The 20,714-nt window shown below is 67.4% G+C and carries 21 protein-coding genes; 19 read left to right on the top strand and 2 right to left on the bottom strand.

Going from position 1 to position 20,714, the window contains the following annotated elements; genetic code table 11:
* The first annotated feature begins 187 nt into the window (after window positions 1-187).
* The 7 genes from JHN63_RS19635 to JHN63_RS19605 all read left to right on the top strand — a co-directional run bounded on the left by JHN63_RS19635 (window position 188) and on the right by JHN63_RS19605 (window position 3,565).
* The gene (locus tag JHN63_RS19635) at window positions 188-607 is read left to right on the top strand and encodes a hypothetical protein (RefSeq protein ID WP_200682396.1); all 420 of its coding nucleotides are present in this window, start codon (window positions 188-190) and stop codon (window positions 605-607) included.
* A gap of 116 nt (window positions 608-723) precedes the next feature.
* Entirely contained in the window at window positions 724-1,092 is a 369-nt protein-coding gene (locus tag JHN63_RS19630; RefSeq protein WP_200682395.1) for a hypothetical protein, read from the top strand.
* Window positions 1,085-1,507 (top strand): DUF6093 family protein, encoded by a 423-nt coding sequence (locus tag JHN63_RS19625; RefSeq protein WP_200682394.1) that lies wholly within the window; start codon window positions 1,085-1,087, stop codon window positions 1,505-1,507. Before JHN63_RS19630 ends, JHN63_RS19625 begins: the two co-directional genes overlap by 8 nt.
* A complete protein-coding gene (locus JHN63_RS19620; RefSeq protein WP_200682393.1) occupies window positions 1,504-1,905 on the top strand; it encodes an HK97 gp10 family phage protein in 402 nt (133 codons plus the stop codon). Before JHN63_RS19625 ends, JHN63_RS19620 begins: the two co-directional genes overlap by 4 nt.
* 5 nt (window positions 1,906-1,910) lie before the next feature.
* Entirely contained in the window at window positions 1,911-2,141 is a 231-nt protein-coding gene (locus tag JHN63_RS19615; RefSeq protein WP_200682392.1) for a hypothetical protein, read from the top strand.
* Window positions 2,138-2,662, top strand: coding sequence for a hypothetical protein (locus JHN63_RS19610; protein WP_200682391.1), 525 nt, complete (start codon window positions 2,138-2,140; stop codon window positions 2,660-2,662). Before JHN63_RS19615 ends, JHN63_RS19610 begins: the two co-directional genes overlap by 4 nt.
* Window positions 2,663-2,683: 21 nt before the next feature.
* Window positions 2,684-3,565: a GNAT family N-acetyltransferase gene (locus JHN63_RS19605; protein WP_200682390.1), complete on the top strand. Its 882-nt coding sequence runs from the start codon at window positions 2,684-2,686 to the stop codon at window positions 3,563-3,565.
* A gap of 14 nt (window positions 3,566-3,579) precedes the next feature.
* Here the strand turns inward: JHN63_RS19605 and JHN63_RS19600 are convergent, their stop codons facing one another.
* On the bottom strand, window positions 3,580-4,461 hold the full coding sequence (locus JHN63_RS19600; RefSeq protein ID WP_200682389.1) for a CBS domain-containing protein: 882 nt from the start codon (window positions 4,459-4,461) through the stop codon (window positions 3,580-3,582).
* A gap of 478 nt (window positions 4,462-4,939) precedes the next feature.
* Between JHN63_RS19600 and JHN63_RS19595 the strand changes: the two genes are divergently transcribed.
* From JHN63_RS19595 to JHN63_RS19550, 10 genes are all read left to right on the top strand, one after another.
* The gene (locus JHN63_RS19595; RefSeq protein ID WP_200682388.1) at window positions 4,940-5,437 is read left to right on the top strand and encodes a hypothetical protein; all 498 of its coding nucleotides are present in this window, start codon (window positions 4,940-4,942) and stop codon (window positions 5,435-5,437) included.
* A 5-nt stretch (window positions 5,438-5,442) separates the two neighbouring features.
* Window positions 5,443-6,030: a hypothetical protein gene (locus tag JHN63_RS19590; RefSeq protein WP_200682387.1), complete on the top strand. Its 588-nt coding sequence runs from the start codon at window positions 5,443-5,445 to the stop codon at window positions 6,028-6,030.
* Window positions 6,031-6,155: 125 nt separating this feature from the next.
* Window positions 6,156-6,362 carry a hypothetical protein gene (locus JHN63_RS52805; RefSeq protein WP_234477378.1) on the top strand — a complete coding sequence of 69 codons (207 nt, stop codon included), beginning with the start codon at window positions 6,156-6,158 and terminating at the stop codon, window positions 6,360-6,362.
* A 63-nt stretch (window positions 6,363-6,425) separates the two neighbouring features.
* Window positions 6,426-11,381, top strand: a complete 4,956-nt coding sequence (locus tag JHN63_RS19580; RefSeq protein WP_200682385.1) for a phage tail tape measure protein — start codon at window positions 6,426-6,428, stop codon at window positions 11,379-11,381.
* On the top strand, window positions 11,378-12,289 hold the full coding sequence (locus tag JHN63_RS54305) for a phage tail domain-containing protein (protein WP_200682384.1): 912 nt from the start codon (window positions 11,378-11,380) through the stop codon (window positions 12,287-12,289). The genes JHN63_RS19580 and JHN63_RS54305 overlap by 4 nt, the downstream gene beginning before the upstream one ends.
* Window positions 12,286-13,218 (top strand): hypothetical protein, encoded by a 933-nt coding sequence (locus tag JHN63_RS19570; protein ID WP_200682383.1) that lies wholly within the window; start codon window positions 12,286-12,288, stop codon window positions 13,216-13,218. Before JHN63_RS54305 ends, JHN63_RS19570 begins: the two co-directional genes overlap by 4 nt.
* Before the next feature lie 6 nt (window positions 13,219-13,224).
* Complete coding sequence (locus JHN63_RS19565) at window positions 13,225-14,319, top strand: hypothetical protein (protein ID WP_200682382.1); 1,095 nt, start codon at window positions 13,225-13,227, stop codon at window positions 14,317-14,319.
* 16 nt (window positions 14,320-14,335) lie between these two features.
* Window positions 14,336-16,621: a hypothetical protein gene (locus JHN63_RS19560; protein ID WP_200682381.1), complete on the top strand. Its 2,286-nt coding sequence runs from the start codon at window positions 14,336-14,338 to the stop codon at window positions 16,619-16,621.
* A gap of 20 nt (window positions 16,622-16,641) precedes the next feature.
* Window positions 16,642-17,973 carry a glycoside hydrolase family 6 protein gene (locus tag JHN63_RS19555; protein WP_200682380.1) on the top strand — a complete coding sequence of 444 codons (1,332 nt, stop codon included), beginning with the start codon at window positions 16,642-16,644 and terminating at the stop codon, window positions 17,971-17,973.
* Between the two features lie 296 nt (window positions 17,974-18,269).
* Window positions 18,270-18,653, top strand: a complete 384-nt coding sequence (locus tag JHN63_RS19550) for a hypothetical protein (protein WP_200682379.1) — start codon at window positions 18,270-18,272, stop codon at window positions 18,651-18,653.
* Between the two features lie 75 nt (window positions 18,654-18,728).
* Here the strand turns inward: JHN63_RS19550 and JHN63_RS19545 are convergent, their stop codons facing one another.
* Window positions 18,729-19,070 carry a hypothetical protein gene (locus tag JHN63_RS19545; protein ID WP_200682378.1) on the bottom strand — a complete coding sequence of 114 codons (342 nt, stop codon included), beginning with the start codon at window positions 19,068-19,070 and terminating at the stop codon, window positions 18,729-18,731.
* 166 nt (window positions 19,071-19,236) lie between these two features.
* On the opposite strand from JHN63_RS19545, the gene JHN63_RS19540 reads away from it, so the two are divergent.
* Both JHN63_RS19540 and JHN63_RS19535 read left to right on the top strand, forming a co-directional pair.
* Complete coding sequence (locus JHN63_RS19540) at window positions 19,237-19,596, top strand: hypothetical protein (RefSeq protein WP_200682377.1); 360 nt, start codon at window positions 19,237-19,239, stop codon at window positions 19,594-19,596.
* A gap of 57 nt (window positions 19,597-19,653) precedes the next feature.
* Complete coding sequence (locus tag JHN63_RS19535) at window positions 19,654-20,709, top strand: N-acetylmuramoyl-L-alanine amidase (protein WP_200682376.1); 1,056 nt, start codon at window positions 19,654-19,656, stop codon at window positions 20,707-20,709.
* Window positions 20,710-20,714: the final 5 nt, after the last annotated feature.

Here is a 20,714-nt window from a genome sequence, read left to right as displayed (position 1 = left end):
ATCACGTCACATACCGCCCTCTGAATAGGACGTGCTTCACGCTACGGCAGGCAAGGAGACGCCCTTGGGCACGGAGCTTCCAAGTCCGCCGCGCAGGCCCGGCGGCTGACCGAGGGATCACGCTCCGGTAGTCCGGCATGCTCGATTCCTCTCCACGAGCAGCACTCGGTCTCTAGAGTTTCCTGTCATGGACGAGGCAATCAGCGCGATAGAGGGCACCATCGCCGCATTACGCAAGAAGTTGAAGAAGGGGCGCTGGACACCGAGTTCAAGGGAGCTCAGCTGTGCCAGCGAGATGCTCAACACTGACACGATGTACTCGGATTCTGACGCCATCGTGCGCGGCCTGGTCTTCGCCAACGTCTACGAGGGTCCTGGGGTCCGCCTCAGTCGGAGGAAGCACGGGCGCTTCTTCGCGATGTTGATGGACGCCTCGATCCTCCTGCAGGACGCATCGTTCGCGCTCATTGACGAGGGCTGCCAGCATCTGATCCGGGAGCTCCGCGCCCTTATGGAGGAGGTTCGTGAAACGGACGAGCCGCGGGTCGTCGGTCTGTTTTGGCTCAGGGACACGGATTCGAGTCCGGTCCGGTTTACCGAGCCGTAATCTCACAGGGTGTCTGGCCCGTGGCGGGCTGCGTTTCTGTCGTGCTGCGGTGAGCCGCACTGAGCTGGCAACTTCTCCAGGGAGTAGCTGAGCTTCCCGCACCTAGGGTCGGGTTCATGAGCACGTACCTGGAGCCCCGCCGCGTTCGGATAGCTGCCCGCCCCGAGGAGTCAGCGGTCATCGAGATCGACGGCCACGATGTCGCCTCGGCCGTAGAGGCGTACCGGATCACGCAGACTGTCGACGAGGGCCCCGAGGTCACCCTGTACGTACAACAGGGCTGGAAGGGCATGGAGTTCGACGGCCTGGCCGAGGTGGTCGTGGAGCCTGCGGATGTTCGGCATGTGGTGATCGGGTTCCTTGATGCGGTGGACTGGCAGAAGCTCGACGAGGCCGTTCTCGACCGGGACGATCTGGACGGGCGTCCGGGTGAGCTGGCCCGCGGGACGCTGGCGCAGCTCAGGGAGTGGGCAGCGGGTGCTTGATCAGTCCGGGCTCGTCCGCTTCGCGGAGCGCCATCTGATGCCGGACAAGGTGCAGATCAGCCGGAGCAGCGGCGAGGACATCCTCGACCCGGGAACCGGTGACCTTGTGCCGGCCCCACCGGTGTTCGTGTACGAGGACAAGGCCGGTCTGTACGCGCACCAGGAGCGGATCCGCAGCAAGGGTTCGGGGCAGGACGGCGCGTACGTCCAGGAGGTGCGCGCCGGGTACCGGCTGCTGCTGCCTCTTGGAGCTCCGGAGGTGTGGGAGAACGACACTGTGTTGGTCGTTGAGGCCCGTGACGAGCAGGCCGTCGGCCGTACGTACCAGGTGTCGGCGCTGGGTGAGGTGTCGTCGTTCCCTGTGCTGCGCACCGTCTGGTTGGAGGAGCACAACCGGAAGCCGGTGACGCGGTGAGCGGCGGCACGTTTCAAAGTCCAGCCCAGTTGGCGGCAGCGTTGAACCGTGGCGGCAAGGAAGCGGTAACCGCGGCAGAGACCGCGATGCGGCACGGGGCGAAGGCGCTCGTGGTGCAGGTGCAGCGCAATGCGTCCGGGCGACCTGGCCCGCGGGTGATCACCGGCAAGTACCGGGCGTCGTGGCAGTCCGATGTGCACAGGGCAGGTCCTGTGATCGTTGCTGAAGTCGGCACAAGTGCTCCGCAGGGCAGGCGGCTGGAGTTCGGGTTCGTCGGCGTCGACAGCCTCGGCCGCCACTACAGCACGCCGCCGTTCCCCCACCTGGGACCAGCCGTCAACGCCTTCGGCCCGCTCCTTGTCCGGGAGCTGCGCGGCGCGGTGTCGAGGACGCTGTGAGCGACATGGCCAGCAGTCTCGAGGACGCTCTGGCGAGCGTGCTCGCAGACCACGAGCGGGGACTGCTCGCCCGCGCGATCGTGGTCGCCGAGGTCCTCGACGAGGACGGTGAGCGGAGCCTGTCGATCTTGACCACGCCCGGGGTGATGGAGTGGGACGCGCTCGGCTTGTGCCGGTACGGGGTGCTCAGCGTCGAAGGGCCTGCGGCCGCGTACTTCGCCGGAGGTGACCTGTGATCGAGCGCGGCCGTGTGACGGAAGCCCTGCAAGGGATGCTGGCCGCTGCTACTGGCAGGCCGTGCGGTCGTGGCCGCCTTCCGCTCCTCGACGGGCGTCCGGCACCGTTGCCATACACGGTCCTGTACCCGCAGGGCGTCACGGTCGACGGAGCGCCGCTCGCGGACAGAGCGGAGGATGCGCGTCTCCTCTACCAGGTGACCGTCGTGGCTGCGCGCACCGATCAGGCCGAGTGGCTCGCAGATCGGGTCCAGCGGGCGCTGCTCGGCCGTACGACGCAAGGCGCGTGGGCACATCCGATTCCGGCTGCTGATGTGGACGTGTGGGCCCGGGAGCTGCTGGTCGACGATGGCGTGGATCCTGCCGGTGCGGACGATGGTGTCGTGACGGCGGTGCAGCGGTACGAGCTCTCGGCTACGGACTGCGGGGACGCTACCGCTACCGAGGGGGATCCTGATTCCGGTCTTTCGGGTCCGCGAGCTCTGTCGTCTGTGCCGGGGAAATTCGCGGGCGAACGCTGACAGCGCGCGGGATCATGGGGCATGAACCCGGATGACTGGCATCTCACCGAAGACGTCGAGACGTTTCTCGCTCAGGCCGGAGACTTCCTGCGCTCACGCCCCGCATTACACACCGTCCCACTCACCGTGACCGAGGCTCTGCGTACCCGCGGAGCAAACGCGTACGGCACGGAAGCCCCCCTCTTCGGCTGGCTGGAGCGAGCAGGCGAGGTGCGTGCGGCCTTCTTCCGCACCCCGCCCCGCCGACTGAGCATCACCCCTCTGACTCCCGCCGAGGCTGACGCCCTCGCCGCTCACCTCGCCGGCCTCGGCCATGTCCTTCCTGGCGTCAATGCGGATGACGACACTGCCGACGCCTTCGCCGAGGCGTGGGCGCGGTACACGGGCGTGACGCCGACGCTCCATGAGCGGGAGCGCCTGTACCGCCTCGGCGCACTCACCCCGCCGGATCCGGCTCCCGACGGCCGAGGCCGGGTCGTGGGCGAGCAGGACCGCGAGCAACTCATGGTGTGGCACCGCGAGTTCGTTGCTGCCATCGGAGGGACTGCATCTTCAGACGATCGCGCCTGGGCCGACACTCGTATCGCCGAGGGACGTGTCACGTTCTGGGAGACCCCGGACGGCACACCCGTGTCCATGGCGGGCGCGACGCCGTTGGTCGCAGGACAGATCCGGGTTGCTCCCGTTTACACCCCAGCCCATCTGCGGGGCCGCGGATATGGGGGTGCCGCGACGGCTGAAGTGAGCCGGGCGGCGCTGGCGGCGGGCTCTACGGAGGTGCTGCTGTTCGCGGACTTGGCGAACCCCACCAGCAACGCCTTGTACCAGCGGATCGGGTATCGCCGCGTCATCGACTTCACCGTGTACAACTTCCCGGCGAGCGCCCCCAGTGTCCGCGTCTGACAGATGGCCGGGCGCTAGTCCTTCGGGTGTTGCAGCCGAAGCCAGTCGAGGAACCCGACGAGCGGCGACGTGTCCGGGGGGTCAGGGTCGAAGTGCATGATGTCGTTTCGGATCTGCCGCACTTCATCGAGGGCCTTCACGAAGATCTTGCGGTCGGCTTGCCACCCGAGCCGCTCCCACATCTCCCTGGAGCCCAGGAGCGTCTGATACTCGCTGATCGTCAAGTCTGCCGCGCTCACGGCAGGATCGCGTCCCTCGCCTTGAACAGCGGCGCTCAGCTCCTCTTTTGTGAAGGACCCGTCGGCGATCTTCCTGTCGATGATCTTCCGCAAACGTCGCTCGATCTCTGCGATCAGCAGGAACGGGCGCGTCAGCGTGTCGAACGTTCGACTCAGGTCAGCTGTCGTGACAACTCCGGTGAGCACGTTCCTGCGGTCGCGGACAAACACGAACCCTGACTCGACGATCTGCGGGATGACGCTGAGCAGGTCATCCTCCGCTTGGACTTCTTTCGCGGGCACGATCGCGTCCCGGAGCGTGGCATGCGGGTTCACGAACTGGGCGCGGGCAATCGACCGCCAGCTGACCGCTCCTTCGAGGACTCTCCCCGCGGTGACCGGAAGCTGGTCGAGGTGGGATGCCAGCATCATGGAGCCGGCGGTGGCCAAGGACGCGTCTCGGCTCAGGCTGGGGATCTTCGGTGTACCGGAGCTGTTGTCCGGGTCCGCGCCTGCTGCCCAGATCTTCGCGGCTTCGAGGCTTCCGATCTTGATGCCGACTGGCTCGCCGGGATGGGTATCTGCTTGTGGCAGTCTCGTGATCTGCACTGATTCCCAGGAGTTCTGGGCATCCAGATCAGGTGTGGTTTGCAGACCCTCCGCGGCGAGATCAGCCACGATCATCTCGACGATGCGGCGCCCACGTTTCTGGGTGTTCCAGAACGCGAGCAGGTCGCGGATGCGTATCTCCAGCGGGGTGGGGCTGCTTGCCCGCTTCTTGGCCTCGACGAGGAAGTCGTCGTAACTCGAGCCTGCCTAGGCAAGTCCCTCCGCGGGCTCGGCCTGGTCTGCCGGTTGCTCTTCGTCGTGCGCCATTTCGTGTGCGCCCCCTCCACCGTGTGTCCTTCGGCATCGTAGGGATCAAGGTGCCGGGCCGCAGCGCCTTCGAAGGGATCAGCGATTCTGCAGCCGACGACAGTAGGGTGATCTACGTGCACCGCTCAACCGCTCTCGTCTGAGCGCCCTCGCACCCTCACCGCGGAGGCCCCCGCGCGGACGCCCAACCACCCCGTGGTGTGGGCCGGTTCCCCGACAGTCGTCGAGGGACGGGGCCTCTCGGATGTGTGGCTGCCGTCCCGGAATCGGACAGCAGACCTTGCAGGTAAAGAAGTTCTCCCGGCGCGGAGTGACCCGCGTCCTGTGGCTCAAGACCGTCGCCGACACCGGCCACGTCCCTACCCGCGCCGAGCTCACGGCCGGCACCGACCTGACGGATGCGATCGCGGCGATCGACGGCTGGACACTCCAGAACCAGGCCATCGAAACCCCCGACCTCGGCTCGACGTTCGAGTCGAAGATCCCCGGCACCGATCAGGCCGACGACTCCTCCCTCGGCTTCTACGAGGACAAGGTGTCCGACGAGATCGAGCAGTTGCTGAAGAAGGACGACACCGGCTGGGTCGTCTTCCTCCGCAAGGGCGATGTCGCGGGCTCCCGGTCCATGGACGTGTTCCCGGTCCGTATCGGCTCACGGTCGCCGAACTATTCGACGGACAACGAGGCCGCCAAGTTCACCGTGAATTTCTCGATCACGGAGAAGCCGACCCAGGACGCTGCTGTACCGGCCGCCACGGCGCCGAAGGTCGAGAAGTGATGCCGGTGGCCACGGAGACCAAGACCGCGCCTGCCCCGCCGGCCAAGGCTGTTGCCCGTGATGCGCACTGGGCGGCCAAGCTGGCCCGGCTCCGTGCCCGCCAGCTGCCCGAGTACACGCTGGTGATCTGTGACGACCAGGACGCCAAGCGGCACCTGGACGAGACGCTGCGAGATCTTGCCCGTTGCCGCATGGCGGATGCAGAAAGCGGCCGGGAGTACAGCGATGCGACGGCGAAGGCCGAGGCTGAGGTCGAGACCGCACAGGAGATGTTCGACTGCGTCGCGGTGGAGTTGACGTTCAGGGCGCTGCCGCGGCCGATCTTGGACGGGCTGATCAAGAGGTTCCCTCCGACCGAGGCGCAGGCTGAGGACGGGGACGCGTGGAATCCGGAGACGTTTCCCGCGGCTCTGATCGCTGCCGCGCATATTGAGCGGGACGACGAGTACAACGTCGTGGAGGGCATGAGCGAGGAGGATGCGCAGGATCTCCTCGACTCGTGGCCGGTTGCCGAGTCGAACGCGCTGTTCGCGGCGGCGTGGCAGGCCCAGCAGATCGTGCGCACCAGCACCGTGGAGCTGGGAAAAGGCTGATCACGGACGTACAGCTCCGTACTGAGCTGGAGCTGTGCGACCGCTGGGGCATTCCGCATTCGCAGTTCCTTGGTGCGGGTGATGGCCGCTGGACTGAACTGGACCGGGCGAAGGCCCTGTCGTTCGTGGCGTATCAGCGGACGGTGTGCGATCAGTGCGGGACTCGGGCCGCGGAGTGGGACGAGGCCCAGGGTGGTGACCGGTTCGCGTACGTCACCACGAGCGTGCGCTGCACCGGCTGTGAACTGATCGCGCACGAGCAAGACCAGGTCCCGGACGGCCCCGACGGGTACGGGGTGCGGATCGGCCTGGTGCCCCGCGACGTGCCGTAGCGGGTGGTTGAGGGTGACAGGGGGCTAGGAGGAAGGGGCGCGGGGAGGTAGGGGCACCGGCAGGTGTCGTCGTACACGCTCAGCGTCCAGGCGCGAGCGGACTTCTCCCATCTCCTGTCGGAGATCCGGCAGGCCTCCCGCGCCATGCGCGGCCTTGGCCGCGACACCGCCACCCTCAACCGGCACCTCACACAGATCGGGGCCGGCGCCCGCGGATCGTCCACGGGTCTACGCGCGCTGACCCGCGATTCCGATCGGGCCCGTGCCGGGCTGCGCCGCGTCGGCGCAGACGGGCACGCGTCGATGCGGCAGCTCCGCCACGGGCTGCTCGGCGCCCGGCAAGAAGCGCACCACCTGCGCGGCCTCCTGGTCGGTGGCGGAATCGTCGCCGGTCTCGCGGAGATCGCGAAGGAGGGCAACGAGTACCAGCGGGCCATCAACAAGTGGGGCGCGGTCACCAACGCGTCCGGCCTGGAGATGGTGCAGGCCGCGGCGAAGGCCCGCGAGCTCGGCGCCGACCTCAAGATCCCGGGCACGTCCGCGGCGAAGGCTGCGGACTCGATGCTGGAGCTGGCCAAGGCCGGCCAGACCAGTACGTCGTCCATCGCGAACGCGCGGGCTGCGATGCAGCTCGCCGCGGCCGACAACCTCTCGGCCGCGGACGCCGCCCGGTATTTGGGCGACGTCATGGACCAGTTCGGGCTCAGCTCGAACAATGCCGGGCGTGCCGCCGACGTGCTGGCGGCGTCGGCGAACGCCGCCTCGGGCGGGCTGCAGGACATCTACTACGCGATGTCCTACACCGGGCCGGTCGCCGCCCAGCTCGGCATCTCCATCGAGGACACCTCGGCTGCGGTGGCGATGCTGGCCCGCTCCGGCATCCTCGGCTCCAAAGCAGGAACGTCCCTGCGCGGGATGCTCACCAACCTGTCCCGCCCGACCGCGCGAATGAAGCGAGGCCTGGCGGAGCTCGGCATCGAGGCGTGGGATGCGCAGGGCAATTTCAAGGGCCTGCGCACGGTCATCGAGGGCTTCGAGCAGGCCCAGCACCGCATGTCCCAGAAGGACTTCCTGGGTTCCCTCGCCGACGTGGTCGGCAAGCCTGCGCTCGCGGGTGCGTCGGCTCTGGCGCATCAGGGTGTCGAGTCTTTCGACCAGATGCACACGGCGATCGCCCGTACCGGCGCTGCCGGGGAGATCGCCGCTTCGCAGACCAAGGGCCTTGCTGGTGCGGTCAGCCAGCTCAAGACCCAAGCCTCGAACACCGGACAGGTCCTGTACACGGCGGCCGCACCCGGGCTGGAGAAGGTCACACGGCTGCTGACCTCCGGGATGGCGACGGCCACGCCCGGCATGGCGGCCGCCATCGACTACGTGCACGACCTGTACACGCTGGCCCGCCCGTCCGTGTCCAAGGCCGTCTCCGCGGGCTTTGACGAGGTCGGTGATTCGCTCGACGGTTTGGGCGGGCCGCTGAAGAACCTTGCCTTCGACACCGCTGCCGCGGGGTTCAACGTCCTCATCAACGGCGGCCGCGCCCTCATCGACATCCTGCGCAACGTCGGCTCCGCCGTCTCGCCAGTCGCTGACGCCATCAGCGATGTGGCCGAGGAGGCTGATGCGGGCGGAACCGCACTCGATATCATCGTCACCGCGCTGAACCTGATGTCCGCCGCCGCGGGCACCGTATCGGGCGCGCTGGTCCCGATCGGGCATGTTGTGGCCGGTCTGGTGCGCGGGTTCGGGGCGCTGCCAGGGCCGGTGCAGACGGCGATCATCGCGATGCTCATGGCACGTCGTGTCGCTCCCATGATGTCGCGGCTCGGTCAGACGGTGTCCGGGCCAGTCGTGGGCGCGTACCGGTCTCTCGGCGACCAGATGCGCCTCCAGCAGCACCTTGCTGCTGCGCAAGGGCAGTCGATTGGCCGGATCGGTCAGGCCCTCGCGGTGGTGCAGACCCGCATTCCGGTAGTGGGGCAGATGGCGGCCGCGTTCCGCAACGCGAACGGGCCGATCACCGGAGTAGCGCGTGCGATCGGTACCGGAGTCGGCGGCGCGGCCCGCGGCTTGATGGGTGCGTTGGGCGGGCCCTGGGGCGTGGCCTTGGCGGCTGCTGGTGTCGGCCTGTCGATGCTCGCCTCCCACCAGCAGAAGGCCGCCCAGGCGGCGGCTGAGCACCAGTCGCGGATCAGCAGTCTCACCCAGGCGCTGCGCGAGTCGAACGGTGCCGTGACGGAGAGCGTCCGTACCGCAGCCGCCCAGCAGTTGATGGACACCAAGGTCCTCGACGGCAAAGAGCGCCTGGTCGACGTCATGAAGAACGCCGGCGTGCCTATCAAGCAGCTCACCGACGCCTACCTCAGTCAGGACGACGGGCTCGGGAAGCTCCAGAAACGCATGGAGGACGTCGCCGCGATCAACCTGGAGCCGGTACGCGGCGGCGGCGTCATGTACAACGACGTGGGCCAGAAGGCTCACGACGCCGCGGAGGCCCTCGGCTCAGTCAAGGGCGAGATGTCCCAGGCGGTGCAGGATGCCCGCGATCTTGCCAACGTGAACGGTGCCGCGGGCCGCTCCGCAGCCGATGCGGTGGGGCCGTTCGGCAAGTTCTCCGACGCGATGCGCCGCCTGTCGGACACAACGGCAGACGCCGATACCCGTGCCCGGGCCCTGCACGACGCTCTGAACATCCTGGCCGGCGGCTCGGTGAACCTGTCCGCGGCCGAAGCACGGTTGAACCGATCGGTGTCGGATGCGGCCGAGGCGTTGAAGGGCGGCGTCGATAACGCCCAGGGATACGGAAAGTCCCTGCTGAACATGGATGGCTCGCTGTCCACGGTCACCCGCAACGGGCAGAAGCTATACGACCTGCTGCAGGGCCTGTCGACGAACTCCGCGGACGCCGCGCTCGCCGCCTACCAGTACGCGGAGGCGAGCGGGAAGTCCGTTCCCGAGGCGCTGCAGGCCGCGCAGAAGCAGATGGAGACCGCCCGGGATTCAGCGATCTCCACAGCCGAGGGCTTCGGCCTGTCCGCCGAGCAGGCGGCAAAGCTCGCCGACAACGCCGGTCTGGTCCCCTCGCAGGTGTCGATCCTGCTGCAGACGGCCGGCATGGATGAGGCGATGGCTGAACTCATCGCTGTACAGCAGGCGTTGAAGGCACAGCCGGACAAGAAGACCATCACGATCTCCACCTTGTCGAACGATGCTCGCGAGGATCTGGAGAAGCTCGGCTTCAAGATCAAGGACTTGAAGGATCGCCGTGTGGAGGTCACCGCCCCCACGGACCTGGCGCGCACGGATCTGGATGCACTGATCGCGAAGATCGCTCAGACCCCGGGTGGCAAGCACGTCAAGGTCACGTCCGCGACGCAGGAGACCATCGCCAGTCTGGAGGCGGTCAAGCAAAAGATCGCCGGAGTACCCGGCGGCAAGACCGTGACCGTCAGCGCGCCCACTGGCGAGGCGCGGCAGCAACTCGAAGCCCTGGGCATCAAGGTCACCGACATCCCGGGCAGCAAGAACGTCACCGTCACGGTGCCCACCAGCGGGCCCGTCTCGGCGGCGGGGAGTATCCAGAGCGCGATCAACGGGATCATGGGCCGGACCATCGGCGTCGGCGTGTCCCTCAGAGCCACGAGCTGGGACCGGGACGGCAACGGTGTCCCGGACGCGATCCAGGCCCCGCAGGCCCGTGGCTCTGTCCTTGAGTTCTACGCGAACGGTGGCGTCCGCGAGAACCACGTCGCACAGATCGCACCGGCCGGAGCGATGCGCGTCTGGGCGGAGCAGGAGACTCAGGGCGAGGCCTATGTGCCTCTGGCGTCGAGTAAGCGGCCCCGCAGCAAGGCGATCGTCGAGGAGGTCGTCCGGCGCTTCGACGGGGATGTCACCTGGTACGCGGATGGCGGTCTGTCGAACTGGTCGTACCAGCCGCTCGGCGGTTCCGGGTTCTCGGTGTCCGATGTCGTCTCAAAGTCGCAGCGCAAGGGCAAGGGCGGCAAGGAGCACTTCGACCTGGGCACGTTCGAACGGAACCTCCGCAAGTCCGTCCGCACCGCCTCGGCCTGGCGCAACGACTTGGCGACCGTGTCGCGGCGGGCCGGGACCGATGTCGCCAAGGCGTTGGAGGAGATGGGCGAGGACGGTGTCGCGCTCACCCGCAAGATGGCCCGCGGCTCCAACAAGTACGTGAAGTCGATGGCGGCGCAGCTCACGAAGCTCGCTGGCACCGCGAAGGCCACGCTGGGCGACTACACGGGCCAGCTGCAGAACGCGGTCAAGGACTCCACGACCTTCCAGAACAACCTCGCCAAGCTGGCCTCCAGCGGGTACGGGGCGCTTGCCGCACGGCTGGCCGAGCAGGGCGATGAGAACGCTGAGTCGCTCGCCGCCCAGGCCGTGCGTGACAAGAAGAAGGCGAAGCAGGCCAACAGTGCAGCCCACGCTGCGGGCAAGGCCCTCGACTCGGATCAGCTCGGCGACTTCGTGAAGCTCATCGGTGCTCTGGCCAAGGGGCGCGGTATTCACGCCGTGGCCGAGTCGACGGGGATCGACGAGGACCGGCTCATCGAGATCGCCAACCGGGGAAAGGGCCAGATCAAGGCCACGGGCAGCAAGGCGGACCGGTTCCTCGCCGACCTGGTGAAGGCGAATGCCGGGAAGGCGTATGCGAACGGCGGCATCTGGGAGCCGGGCATCTACTCCTCGAGGAACGGGCTGATCAAGTTCGCCGAGCCGGAGACTCACGCCGAGTCGTACATCCCGCACGCGGTCGCGAAACGTGGTCGGGCAACCGCTGTGCTGTCCGAGACCGCGGACCGTTTCGGATACGGGCTCGCCCCCAAGCGCCTGGTGGATGCCGGGGCGGGTCGGTCGCAGGTCGTGGTGGTGCATCAGGCGCCGGCGATCGGCCAGCAAACGATCCACGTCACCCGTGCCGGAGCGACCGCGAACGACATCGCCTCCGCTGTCTCGTATCAGATGCGCCGGGCCCGCCGCGGAGGTGTTCTGCGGTGAACACAGAACTCAAGGACTTTCAGCTGGAGTTCGCCGGGATACGCCTCGGCCACGGCACCAGCATCCCCATCGCCCAGATCGAAGGCCTCGCCCGCCCCGGTGTACGTGGGGAAGTCGTAGAGCGACCAGCCGCGGATGGCGTATGGCTGAGCCCGGACTGGTACGAGGCCCGCACGGTGCGCATCGGCTGCGGCGTGAAGACGCCGGGCGATCCGGCCGCGGCAGCCCGCATCGTGGCCCAGATCGAGGAAGCCGCTGACGATCCTCGGGTGCGCACGGTCGGCGGGGCCGTGATGCCGTTGCGGATCAAGTGGCCTGGCGGACCCGTCCGCGTCATGTACGGGCGGCTCCGCAAGGCCGAGGCGTCGTGGGAGGAAGCGGTCTTCGGGTGGGTGCCGCTCGACATCGAGTTCACCGCTGATCCGCGCTACTACGCGGACGTCGAGCAGAGCATGGAGCTCAAACTCGGGTGGCTGTCCGGTGGCGGCTTCACCGCCCCGGTGCAGGCCCCCATCCACGTGAGCGATGGCAGCCTGTCCGGTCAGAACAGGCCGGGCTGGGTCACCAACAACGGGAACATCGACGTCTACCCGGTGCTCACCCTTTACGGACCGTGCGCGAACCCGGTGATCACGCACGTGGAGACCGGCCGGCAGATCGACCTCGGCATCACCATCCCCGCCGGGGAGCACGTCACGGTCGACACCCGCCCCGGCCAGCGAACCGTGACCCGGAAGAACGGCGGCACCTTCGCCACAACGTCCCCGCTGGGCGACTTCCGTCTGCCTCCGGGACGTTCGGAAATCCGCTGGATCGCTTCCGATCCGACCGCATCCGCCCGCCTGAAGGTGGCGTGGCGTGACGCCTTCAAGACTCTGGTTGACCCGAAGGAGACCCACGTCCGATGACGCTTGCCCAGGCCCCGCTGCTCGTGAACGGTGCCACCCACTCCGCCCAGACCTTCCGCCAGATGATCAAGGATCTGTCGCATGGTTCTGAAGGCGTCACCGAAGCCACGGACCTGAAGGTGACTCCTCTGCCGGTGCCCGGCGGCGGGGTGCAGATCGCTGACGGGTCCGCTGTGATCCGGGGTAAGGCGTCGACGTGGCAGGGTTCGTACACGGCGTACAACATCGGCGCCGCTACCGTCCCGATCGCTCCCACCGGCGCGACGCCGCGATCCGATCTGATCGTGCTGCGGGTGCAGGACCCCGAGTTCGAGGGCGGGCTGGATCCGGCGACGGATGCGATCAACTTCTTCGACGTCATCCCCAACGTGTCCTCCACCATGTCGTCGGCGCCCAAGGGTGTGACGGGAGTGGCGTTGGCGCGAGTCGACCTGCCGGCGAGCACGGGCACGGTGACGGCCGGGATGATCCGCGACGTGCGGCGGGTGGCGAACCCTCGCCGGGAGCGCACCTTGTACACGGCGTATCCGTCGAAGCTGACGAAGGCGTGGAAGGACGACGACAAGTGGCACGACTGGCCGTCTGAGGCGCGCTGGCAGATACCTGTGCCCGACTGGGCGACGAAGCTGATCCTCACGATCACGCTCGCTGGTCTGCGGATGGACTTCGATTCGCTGTACGGCAAGCTGCAGCCGGTGTTCGGCACGATCGAGGGCCAGGACACTGTCGTTGACGACAATCAGGGCAAGGTGGTGCGCCGCTCGACTGCTGTGGTTGCCGACACGATCGCGCTGCCGGCCTCGTATCGGGGCACGACGCAGACGCTGTACATGCAGGCCCGGATGGCGAAGGACTGGAAGGGCGACCTCGGCGTCGACGGCGGTACGTCGATCATCGCGGACATCGAGTTCACCGAAGGCCCGGTGTGACCTGCTGTGGCGTACCGATACCTGATCCAGCACGCCCTCACCGGGCAGTGGCTGTCACACGATCTCCCGTTGAAGAACGTCGAATTTGGACCCGAACTGAACGGGCCCGGAGAGCTGCGCGGCACGCTGTCGCCCCGGCTCGCGTCGTCGTTGCCCGAGCTCACCCAGAACCCCGGCAACACCCTGCTGTACGTGGAACGGAACGGGTTGCTGCGGTGGGGCGGGCTCATCTGGCAGGCCGAACCCGAGGGCAACAAGCTGCCGGTGGAGGCCGCAGGGTGGACCTCGTACCTGCACAAGCGCCACGACCTGGACGGTGAGCTCGGCGGCCGTGGCCCGTACGTGAACACCGACCCGTGCCGGGTGATGCGGGACATCGTGTCGTACGCGCAGTCGATCCCCGACGGCAGCCTGGGCATCACCGTGGACGCCACCACGTCGAAGGCGACGGTGGGCACACCCGCGGAGCCGTGGCACTCGCGCTGGTGGGAAACCCCGGTCCTCGGTGACCTGCTCGATGATCTGGTGAAGGCCCCGGACTCCCCGGACTACACCTGCACTACTTGGTGGGATGCGAATCGGCGCCCGGTGCGCCGTATCCGGGTCGGTTATCCGCGCCTTGGGGCACGCCGTACGGACATCGCGTTCTCCACCGACACCAACATCACGGACTCCACTCCCGTCACGTACAGCGCCGACGAGTACGCGCAGGTCGTCATCGCCACCGGGGCCGGCGAAGGCCGAGCCCAGCAGCGCGCCATCGATGCCGTACGCAACAAGCGGCTCCGTCTGGAGCACGTTCTCGAGCTTCCCGATGTGCGGGGCCGTGACGTGCTCGCCCATCGGGCGCGCGCCGAGCGGGCGTGGCGGCAGAACCTCGGCCACGTCGAAGAGATCACCGTCCGAAATCATCCGGCCGCGCCGATCGGGTCGTGGCAGATCGGCGATGACGTCCATGTCTTCGTCCGCGATGAGTGGGGAACGTGGTCCGGCTGGTGCCGCATCACCGGCTACACCATCCGACCCGACACCGACGCCGGTGAGACCGCCACCGTCCGACTCGAACCGTCCGGCGCCCACCAGTACGCCACCGCCGCCTGAACAAGGACCCATCTTCTTGCCCACCGACATAGGCACTCGTCTCGCCCGCCTGGAGAAGCTGCTCCGCGCCGCGATCCGCGCCCCGAAGCTGGCGAACGCCAGCTTGGAGAACGGGTCCGTCGACGTGTACGACGAGAGCGGCTCCCTGCGCGCGGTCATCGGCCAGCAGCCAGACGGCACCAGCGGCGTCATCGCGGTGAACGGCCCGCGTCCACCTGCCCCATCCGTACCGGAGGTGGAACCGGTGCTCGGAGGGCTCAGGGTCACCTGGGACGGCGGCTTTCCTGATGCGGAAGCGGCGCCCTTGGATCTGTCGCGCGTGCAGGTTCATGTGCTGATGTCGGCGAGCATGCAGGCGGATCCTCGGTGGCCGACCGCGACGATCGAGGCCGCTTCCGGTGCCTCGGTCACCATCTCGGTGAACCACTACGGGCCGCTGTGGGTGCGGCTGGTCGCGGTGAACACCTCCGGCATCCCCAGCGTCGCCTCGGATGCCGTGCGTACGTCGGCCCGGCGCGCGGTGTCGGGGGATCTCGGTCAGCAGGTCATTCAGCAAGGTCACATCGCGGTCGGCGCCATCGCGACCCCGCACCTGGCCGTTGGCTCCGTCACCCCCGATCACATTGCGGTCGGGCAGGGCACGAACTTGGTGCCGGATCCTGGGTTCGAGGGCGCGGCCACGGCGAACACTGTCGCGGCGGGCGGCACGGCGTGGTCGTTCGCTCCCGGTAACCGGACCGGGGTCGGGATCCGTCTCGACTGCACTGCCTCAGCCGAAACGTACTGGACGCTGCCGTTGGCGACGGTTCCGGTGCTGGCCGCCTCGCAGCTGTTCCTCGGCATCGATGTGCTGGTGTCCGACGATCTTGCCGCGAAGGCCGTGAAGATCCTCGCCCGCTGGGAGAACAGCACCGGCGAGATCCTCGGCTACGGAGTCGCCGAAGCCACCAGCTACGTGCCGGGGGTGTGGCAGCGCATCACGGGGCAGGTGGCCGCACCCCAGGGCACGACCCGCGCGGTGCTGTGCCTGGAGGCATCCGCCGCGACCGCGGGGTGGGTGGTGTTCGACAACGCGCAGGCCCACACGATCTTCGGGGATGTCACCGGCGGGGCCCGGGCTGAACTCGGGCCGCAGGGGCTGAGGTTGTACGACGAGGACGGGGAAGAGGTCGTTTCGCTCGTCTCGGGGCAGGCCAACTACCTGACCCTGCGGGACGGCACGACCAGGGTTGCCGCGATCGGCTCGACTGGAGATGCCTCCTTCCAGGACCTGAACGTCGCGGGGAAGGTCACTATCGGCGGTGACGACCTCACCGACCTGTATGACGGGCCGCGCGGCATCGTCGCCATGGACTGGATGGCCACCGGCGTGAAGACGGCCACTGGTACCGAGATGGGCTACGTCGAGTTGGCCTTCGACGCCGAAGAGGGCCGCATGTACCGCGTGGTCTACAACGGCACCGCGGAATGTTCCCAGACCGGCGGCTCCCTGGTGTTGCGGCTGCGCAGTGGCTACGCCTCTGCACCGTTGATCAGTTCCACGCAGCTGCAAGAGGCCCGCCATCCGCTTACGTCGACGCGCCGCGAAGCACGGCTGGAGTTGATCGGTCCGTGCGCACCGAATGATCTGATCCGGCCCGGGCGGAATCGGCTGCTGCTCACGTTCACCAGCGACAGCGGCGCTCCCGCAGGCCAGCAGGTCACGCTCACCGGCGCGAAGGGCCGCATGGGGCACCTGAGTGTGGAGGACATCGGCGAGCAGGCACCGGACACCGGCGTCTACAACACCGGTGGCGCCGTCGTCCCTGACCCGCCGGTGAAGGTGAAGCGTGAGTACACGGCGTCCTGGTCGGGGAGCTACGCGAACCGGTCCGGATACAACTCGTACTACGGCAACCGTATGGTGGCCGGCTACTACTCAGCGAACAACGGCACCCAGGCCGCGCTCGTGGGATTCGGCGGGAGTCTCGCCAAGGACCTTGCCGGCGCGAAGCTCCTCAAGGTCGAGGTGTATCTGTACGCCAACCACTGGTACTACGCCTCCGGCGGCACCGCGGTCCTCAAGGTGCACGGCCATGCTTCGCGTCCGAGCAAGTTCTCGGCGGACCAGGCCAGCTCGAAGACCGTCACCAAGTGGGCGCGCGCAAGCGGTCAGTGGGTGGACATCACCTCGATCTTCGATTCGACGAAGTTCCGGGGCATTGCGATCGACCCGAACACCACCAACAAGACCTCGTACGGCATGTTCGACGGCATAGGCCAAGGCCATCCGCCGCGACTGCGCGTCACCTACATCAAGTAACCCAAGGAGCAGAGCTACTCGTGGCCGCACTGTACGGAGACCTCGTCATCAACGGCACCTTCACCGACGGCACCACCGGCTGGTGGTCCGGCGACCCGGCCATGGTCACCCTTGCCGCGCCCGGCGACGGCCTGGAGGCCACCGCCACCACTGATGCCGCCAATCTCTGGGATGCCCCCTTCGGGCAGGACAACATCATCCTGCGGTCCGGCTGTACCTACACGCTGAGTTTCACCGCCCGCGCCAGCCAGTCCGGAACCACCCTCCGGGCCCAGGTCGGGCTCGGCACAGACCCGTGGACCGCTGCCCTGGACAAGACCGTGATACTGCCCGCGGTCGACACTCATGTCGTGTTCTCCTTCACCTCGAGAATCGACACCACGGCCGGGCAGGTGAGTTTCCAGTTCGGCCAGGGAACAGCGGTCACCGTGCACCTCAGCGACGTGCGGCTCACCTCGTCCACGGCCCGTGAGGGCTTCTACGTTGATCCGGACTCCAACGCCGCGAAGTGGGTGGCCGCCAACCCGAACGATCCGCGGTCGGCGAAGATCACTCAGGCCCTGGTGCGGCGTCCTGCCGCGAAGTGGTTCGGCGACTGGAACAAGGACGTTCAAGGCGATGTCGACGCTTATGTGACTGCGGCCGCCGCTGTGGGGCGGCTGCCCATCCTGACGGCGTACAACATGTTCAACCGGGACAATGGCGGCCACTCCAGCGGCGGCGCCAAGTCACCGGAGGAGTACCGGGCTTGGGTTGACGGCTTCGTTGCCGGCATCGGCGACCGGCCTGCTCTCGTGATCGTGGAACCTGACTCGCTCAGCCAGATCGGCAGCCTCCCGACGGAGGCGATGCGCACTGAGCGCACGCAGCTGGTCACCTACGCTGCGGACGCCCTGTCCTCTCGCCCACTGGTGCGGTCTTATCTCGATGGCGGCAATGCCACTTGGATCCGGGCCGACGAGATGGCGGCCCGGATCGCCGCAGCGGGGGTAGCCCGCACAGCGGGCTTCGCAATCGGGGTGGCGAACTACGACTCCACGGACGTCTCCTGCACGTACGGGCATCAGGTTGCTCGTGCTCTCGCCGGTCTCGGGGTTCCCAGTGCACGGTTCGTCATCGATACCTCCCGCAACGGGAACGGGGCGATGGACAAGATCGGACAGCACGTCGAGTACTGCAATCCGGCTGGACGGCGTCTCGGTGTGCCGTCCTCGATCGGTGTCGGCGGCGCCGACTACCTGCTGTGGGTCAAGGTTCCCGGCGACTCCGACGGCATGTGCGGCATGACCCCAGACGTTCCCGCGGGCACCTTCTCGCCGTTCCTCGCGGAGAGTCTCATCGACGGCCTATAGACCATCGGAGAGGGACGTGGGAGCACCTCAGGTTCCCCAGAGCCAGTCCGCCGACGAGGTGACACCTCCTCAGTCGTGGCGCTGGCCCGGCCGATGCCACACGGGATGGAGCGAGCACCCTGTCTCGTCGCATTCCGGTCGCGGGTCAAGACGTAGTCGGTGGTCGGTGGCGGCGATCACCTCCGCTGGACGCCGCGTTCTGGCAGGATTACGCCATGAGTCCTTGGGGGATTGCACTCATCGCTGCGGGTTCAGCGGTAGCGGGCGGTCTGCCTGTTGCCTGGTTCACCAGGCCCATGAGGCTCAAGGCGACAGCTGAGGCGCAGCCGCTTGCGTCCGACATCCTGATGATGGTCAGTAACGCCGCTCGTGACCAGGAGCAGCGGGAAGTGCGCCGTCCGGCCTACCTCGAGTTCCTCGTACGCGTTGACGCTGCACTGGGCATGGCCGGTCCGACTGGCGCATCAACGCTGGAGGAACGAAGGGCTGTAAGCAGTGCCCTCGACGTCTTGGTGTTGGTCGGACCCTCCGACGTTGTCGAGACTGCACAGCATCTTGCCGCGCTCGCGCAGCGCGACCACGGGCACTCGTCCAGCGAGGTGGAGCATGCGAGGACTGCGTTCCTCACCTCCGCCCGCAGCGCCCTGGGCTCCTCCTCCGACGCTCTCGCGCGCGGGTGACGTCCAGCGAGCCCATGGAATGTCAGGGCGGGGTTCCGCACTGACTACCTGGCATTACCGTCACGGGGCCGTCTGCTAGTCAGCGGCCCACCCGACATCCTTCCCGGACAACTCTGCCGTCCGCTCCAGTAGGTGCCGCACGAAGTGGAGCTCCGCCGGGTCCACGTAGTCCCCGTTCTTCCGGTACATGGCCATGTCGGGCAGCACGAACTGCGCCATCGCCACAGCTTCCTTGCAGGTGTTGCACCCCTCCAGGCTGGCCAGCCTCAATGTCGGGTGCTCGTCCTTCAGATGTTCGTAGAACTCGAATTCCTGCAGCCCGAACTTGCTCTTGCCATCGGCGATGCCGTGTTGCCACCAAGCACCAGCGAGGTCTCGGCATCCGTCGCACATGTCTATTTCTGGAGGCAGGGTCACGGGCACACCATAGATTCTGCGGAGATCAGCGATAGCCGCTTCCCTCGAAGTCGATCACGGAGATCTCGGTGCTGACGTTGATGGATGCGGCCATGCTTGCGATTCTCCGGGATTCTTGGGCCCCGTACGATCAAAGCAGGGCACGGGGCCGCCAGGAGTGATTGCGGTGTCCGTGCCGCCGAGCGCCGAGCCCACGCTGTGGGAGCTGCACCGTGCTGTCTCGCAGCTGCGCGAGGATCTTCGCGGCGACCTCGCCCAGCTCGCCGCGCGCCTCGATCAGGTCGTCACGCAGGATGTGTACCGGGCTGATCAGCGGGCGGTCGATCAGCGCATCAGCCAAGTCGAGGCAGGGCTCTCCGGGCTGCGCGGTGAGCACGACCAGAGTCTGGAGCGGGCTGAGCAGCAGCGCCGGGAGGACCAGACGCAGGCTGCGGCAACGAGGCGCCTGGTGATCTCTTCCTTCGTGGCCCCGCTACTCCTCATGGCCTTGCAGCTGTGGATCGTCTCGCGCGGGACATCACCGTAAGCCAAGGGCGAGCAGGTTCAACATCAAGTTCGGGCGCGGGGAGATTCGAGCGCCGAGTTGGCAACACCTCTTACTCCTGACCGGCTGGTCGCGGCACTGCACGCTGAAGGCGTACGTGTCGTCGAGCGTTCTGGCTGGCGGTCCCACAATCGAAACCACAAGGGCCCCTGGGGGCCTGTCCGTGGCGTGATGATCCACCACACGGTGACGTCCGGCACGAGCAACACCGTCAGCATCTGCGAGCGCGGCTACTCGGGGCTGCCAGGCCCGCTCTGTCATGGCGTGATCGCAAAGGACGGCACGGTCCATCTAGTCGGGAACGGCCGCGCCAACCACGCCGGCCGTGGTGACGGAGACGTGCTCCGTGCGGTCACCGCAGAGCGACCCCTTCCTTCACCGAACCAGGCCGACACCGACGGCAACACGTCGTTCTACGGCTTCGAGTGCGAGAACCTCGGCGACGGTCATGACCCCTGGCCTGCAGCCCAGTTGGAGGCGATCGAGCGAGTCTCGGCCGCCCTCTGCCGCGCGCATGGCTGGGGCTCGGCGAGCGTGATCGGGCACAAGGAATGGCAGCCCGGAAAGGTCGACCCCAAGGGCTTCACCATGGACTGGCTCCGCGGCCAGGTCGCCGCGCGCCTGAAGTCGAAGCCCTCCGGCGGCAGTTCAGGTACGGGATCGAAGGATGGCGGGGCAGCAACGTACGCCGTCAAGAGCGGCGACACGCTCTCCAGCATCTCGAAGAAGCTCGGTATCAGCTGGGAGCACCTTGCCCAGACCAACAAGATCACGGCCCCGTACGTCATCAAGGCTGGGCAGAGGCTCACGCTCCCCGGGAAACCCGCCGGTGGGACGCACACGCCGCCTCCGTTTCCGAACGGTCTTGCTCCGGGCCGCTCGTCACCGTCTGCGAAGGGCCTTCAGCAGGCGCTGAAGGACACCGGCTGGCTCGACCGCTCGGTGCCGCTCTCCGACAACTACGGTCCGCAGACCCAGAAGGCTGTGGCCGGCTTCAACCGCAAGCACAACCTCTTCACCACCGGCCGCCCCAACGATCCTTCGATCGGACGCCGCGGCTGGGACCTCCTGCACCGACTCGCATACGGGAACTGATCACC

Source organism: Streptomyces sp. MBT65 (genome assembly GCF_016612545.1).
In the GTDB taxonomy this organism is placed as follows: Bacteria; Actinomycetota; Actinomycetes; order Streptomycetales; family Streptomycetaceae; genus Streptomyces.
The sequence above is the reverse complement of the archived record's forward strand: the minus strand, read 5'-3'. Positions and strand labels throughout refer to the sequence as shown.

Bases quoted from the DNA above. Each gene is read 5' to 3' on its own strand.
- JHN63_RS19635 (WP_200682396.1), top strand. From the start codon at position 188: ATGGACGAGGCAATCAGCGCGATAGAGGGCACCATCGCCGCATTACGC.
- JHN63_RS19630 (WP_200682395.1), top strand. From the start codon at position 724: ATGAGCACGTACCTGGAGCCCCGCCGCGTTCGGATAGCTGCCCGCCCC.
- JHN63_RS19615 (WP_200682392.1), top strand. From the start codon at position 1,911: ATGGCCAGCAGTCTCGAGGACGCTCTGGCGAGCGTGCTCGCAGACCAC.
- JHN63_RS19605 (WP_200682390.1), top strand. From the start codon at position 2,684: ATGAACCCGGATGACTGGCATCTCACCGAAGACGTCGAGACGTTTCTC.
- JHN63_RS19570 (WP_200682383.1), top strand. From the start codon at position 12,286: ATGACGCTTGCCCAGGCCCCGCTGCTCGTGAACGGTGCCACCCACTCC.
- JHN63_RS19550 (WP_200682379.1), top strand. From the start codon at position 18,270: ATGAGGCTCAAGGCGACAGCTGAGGCGCAGCCGCTTGCGTCCGACATC.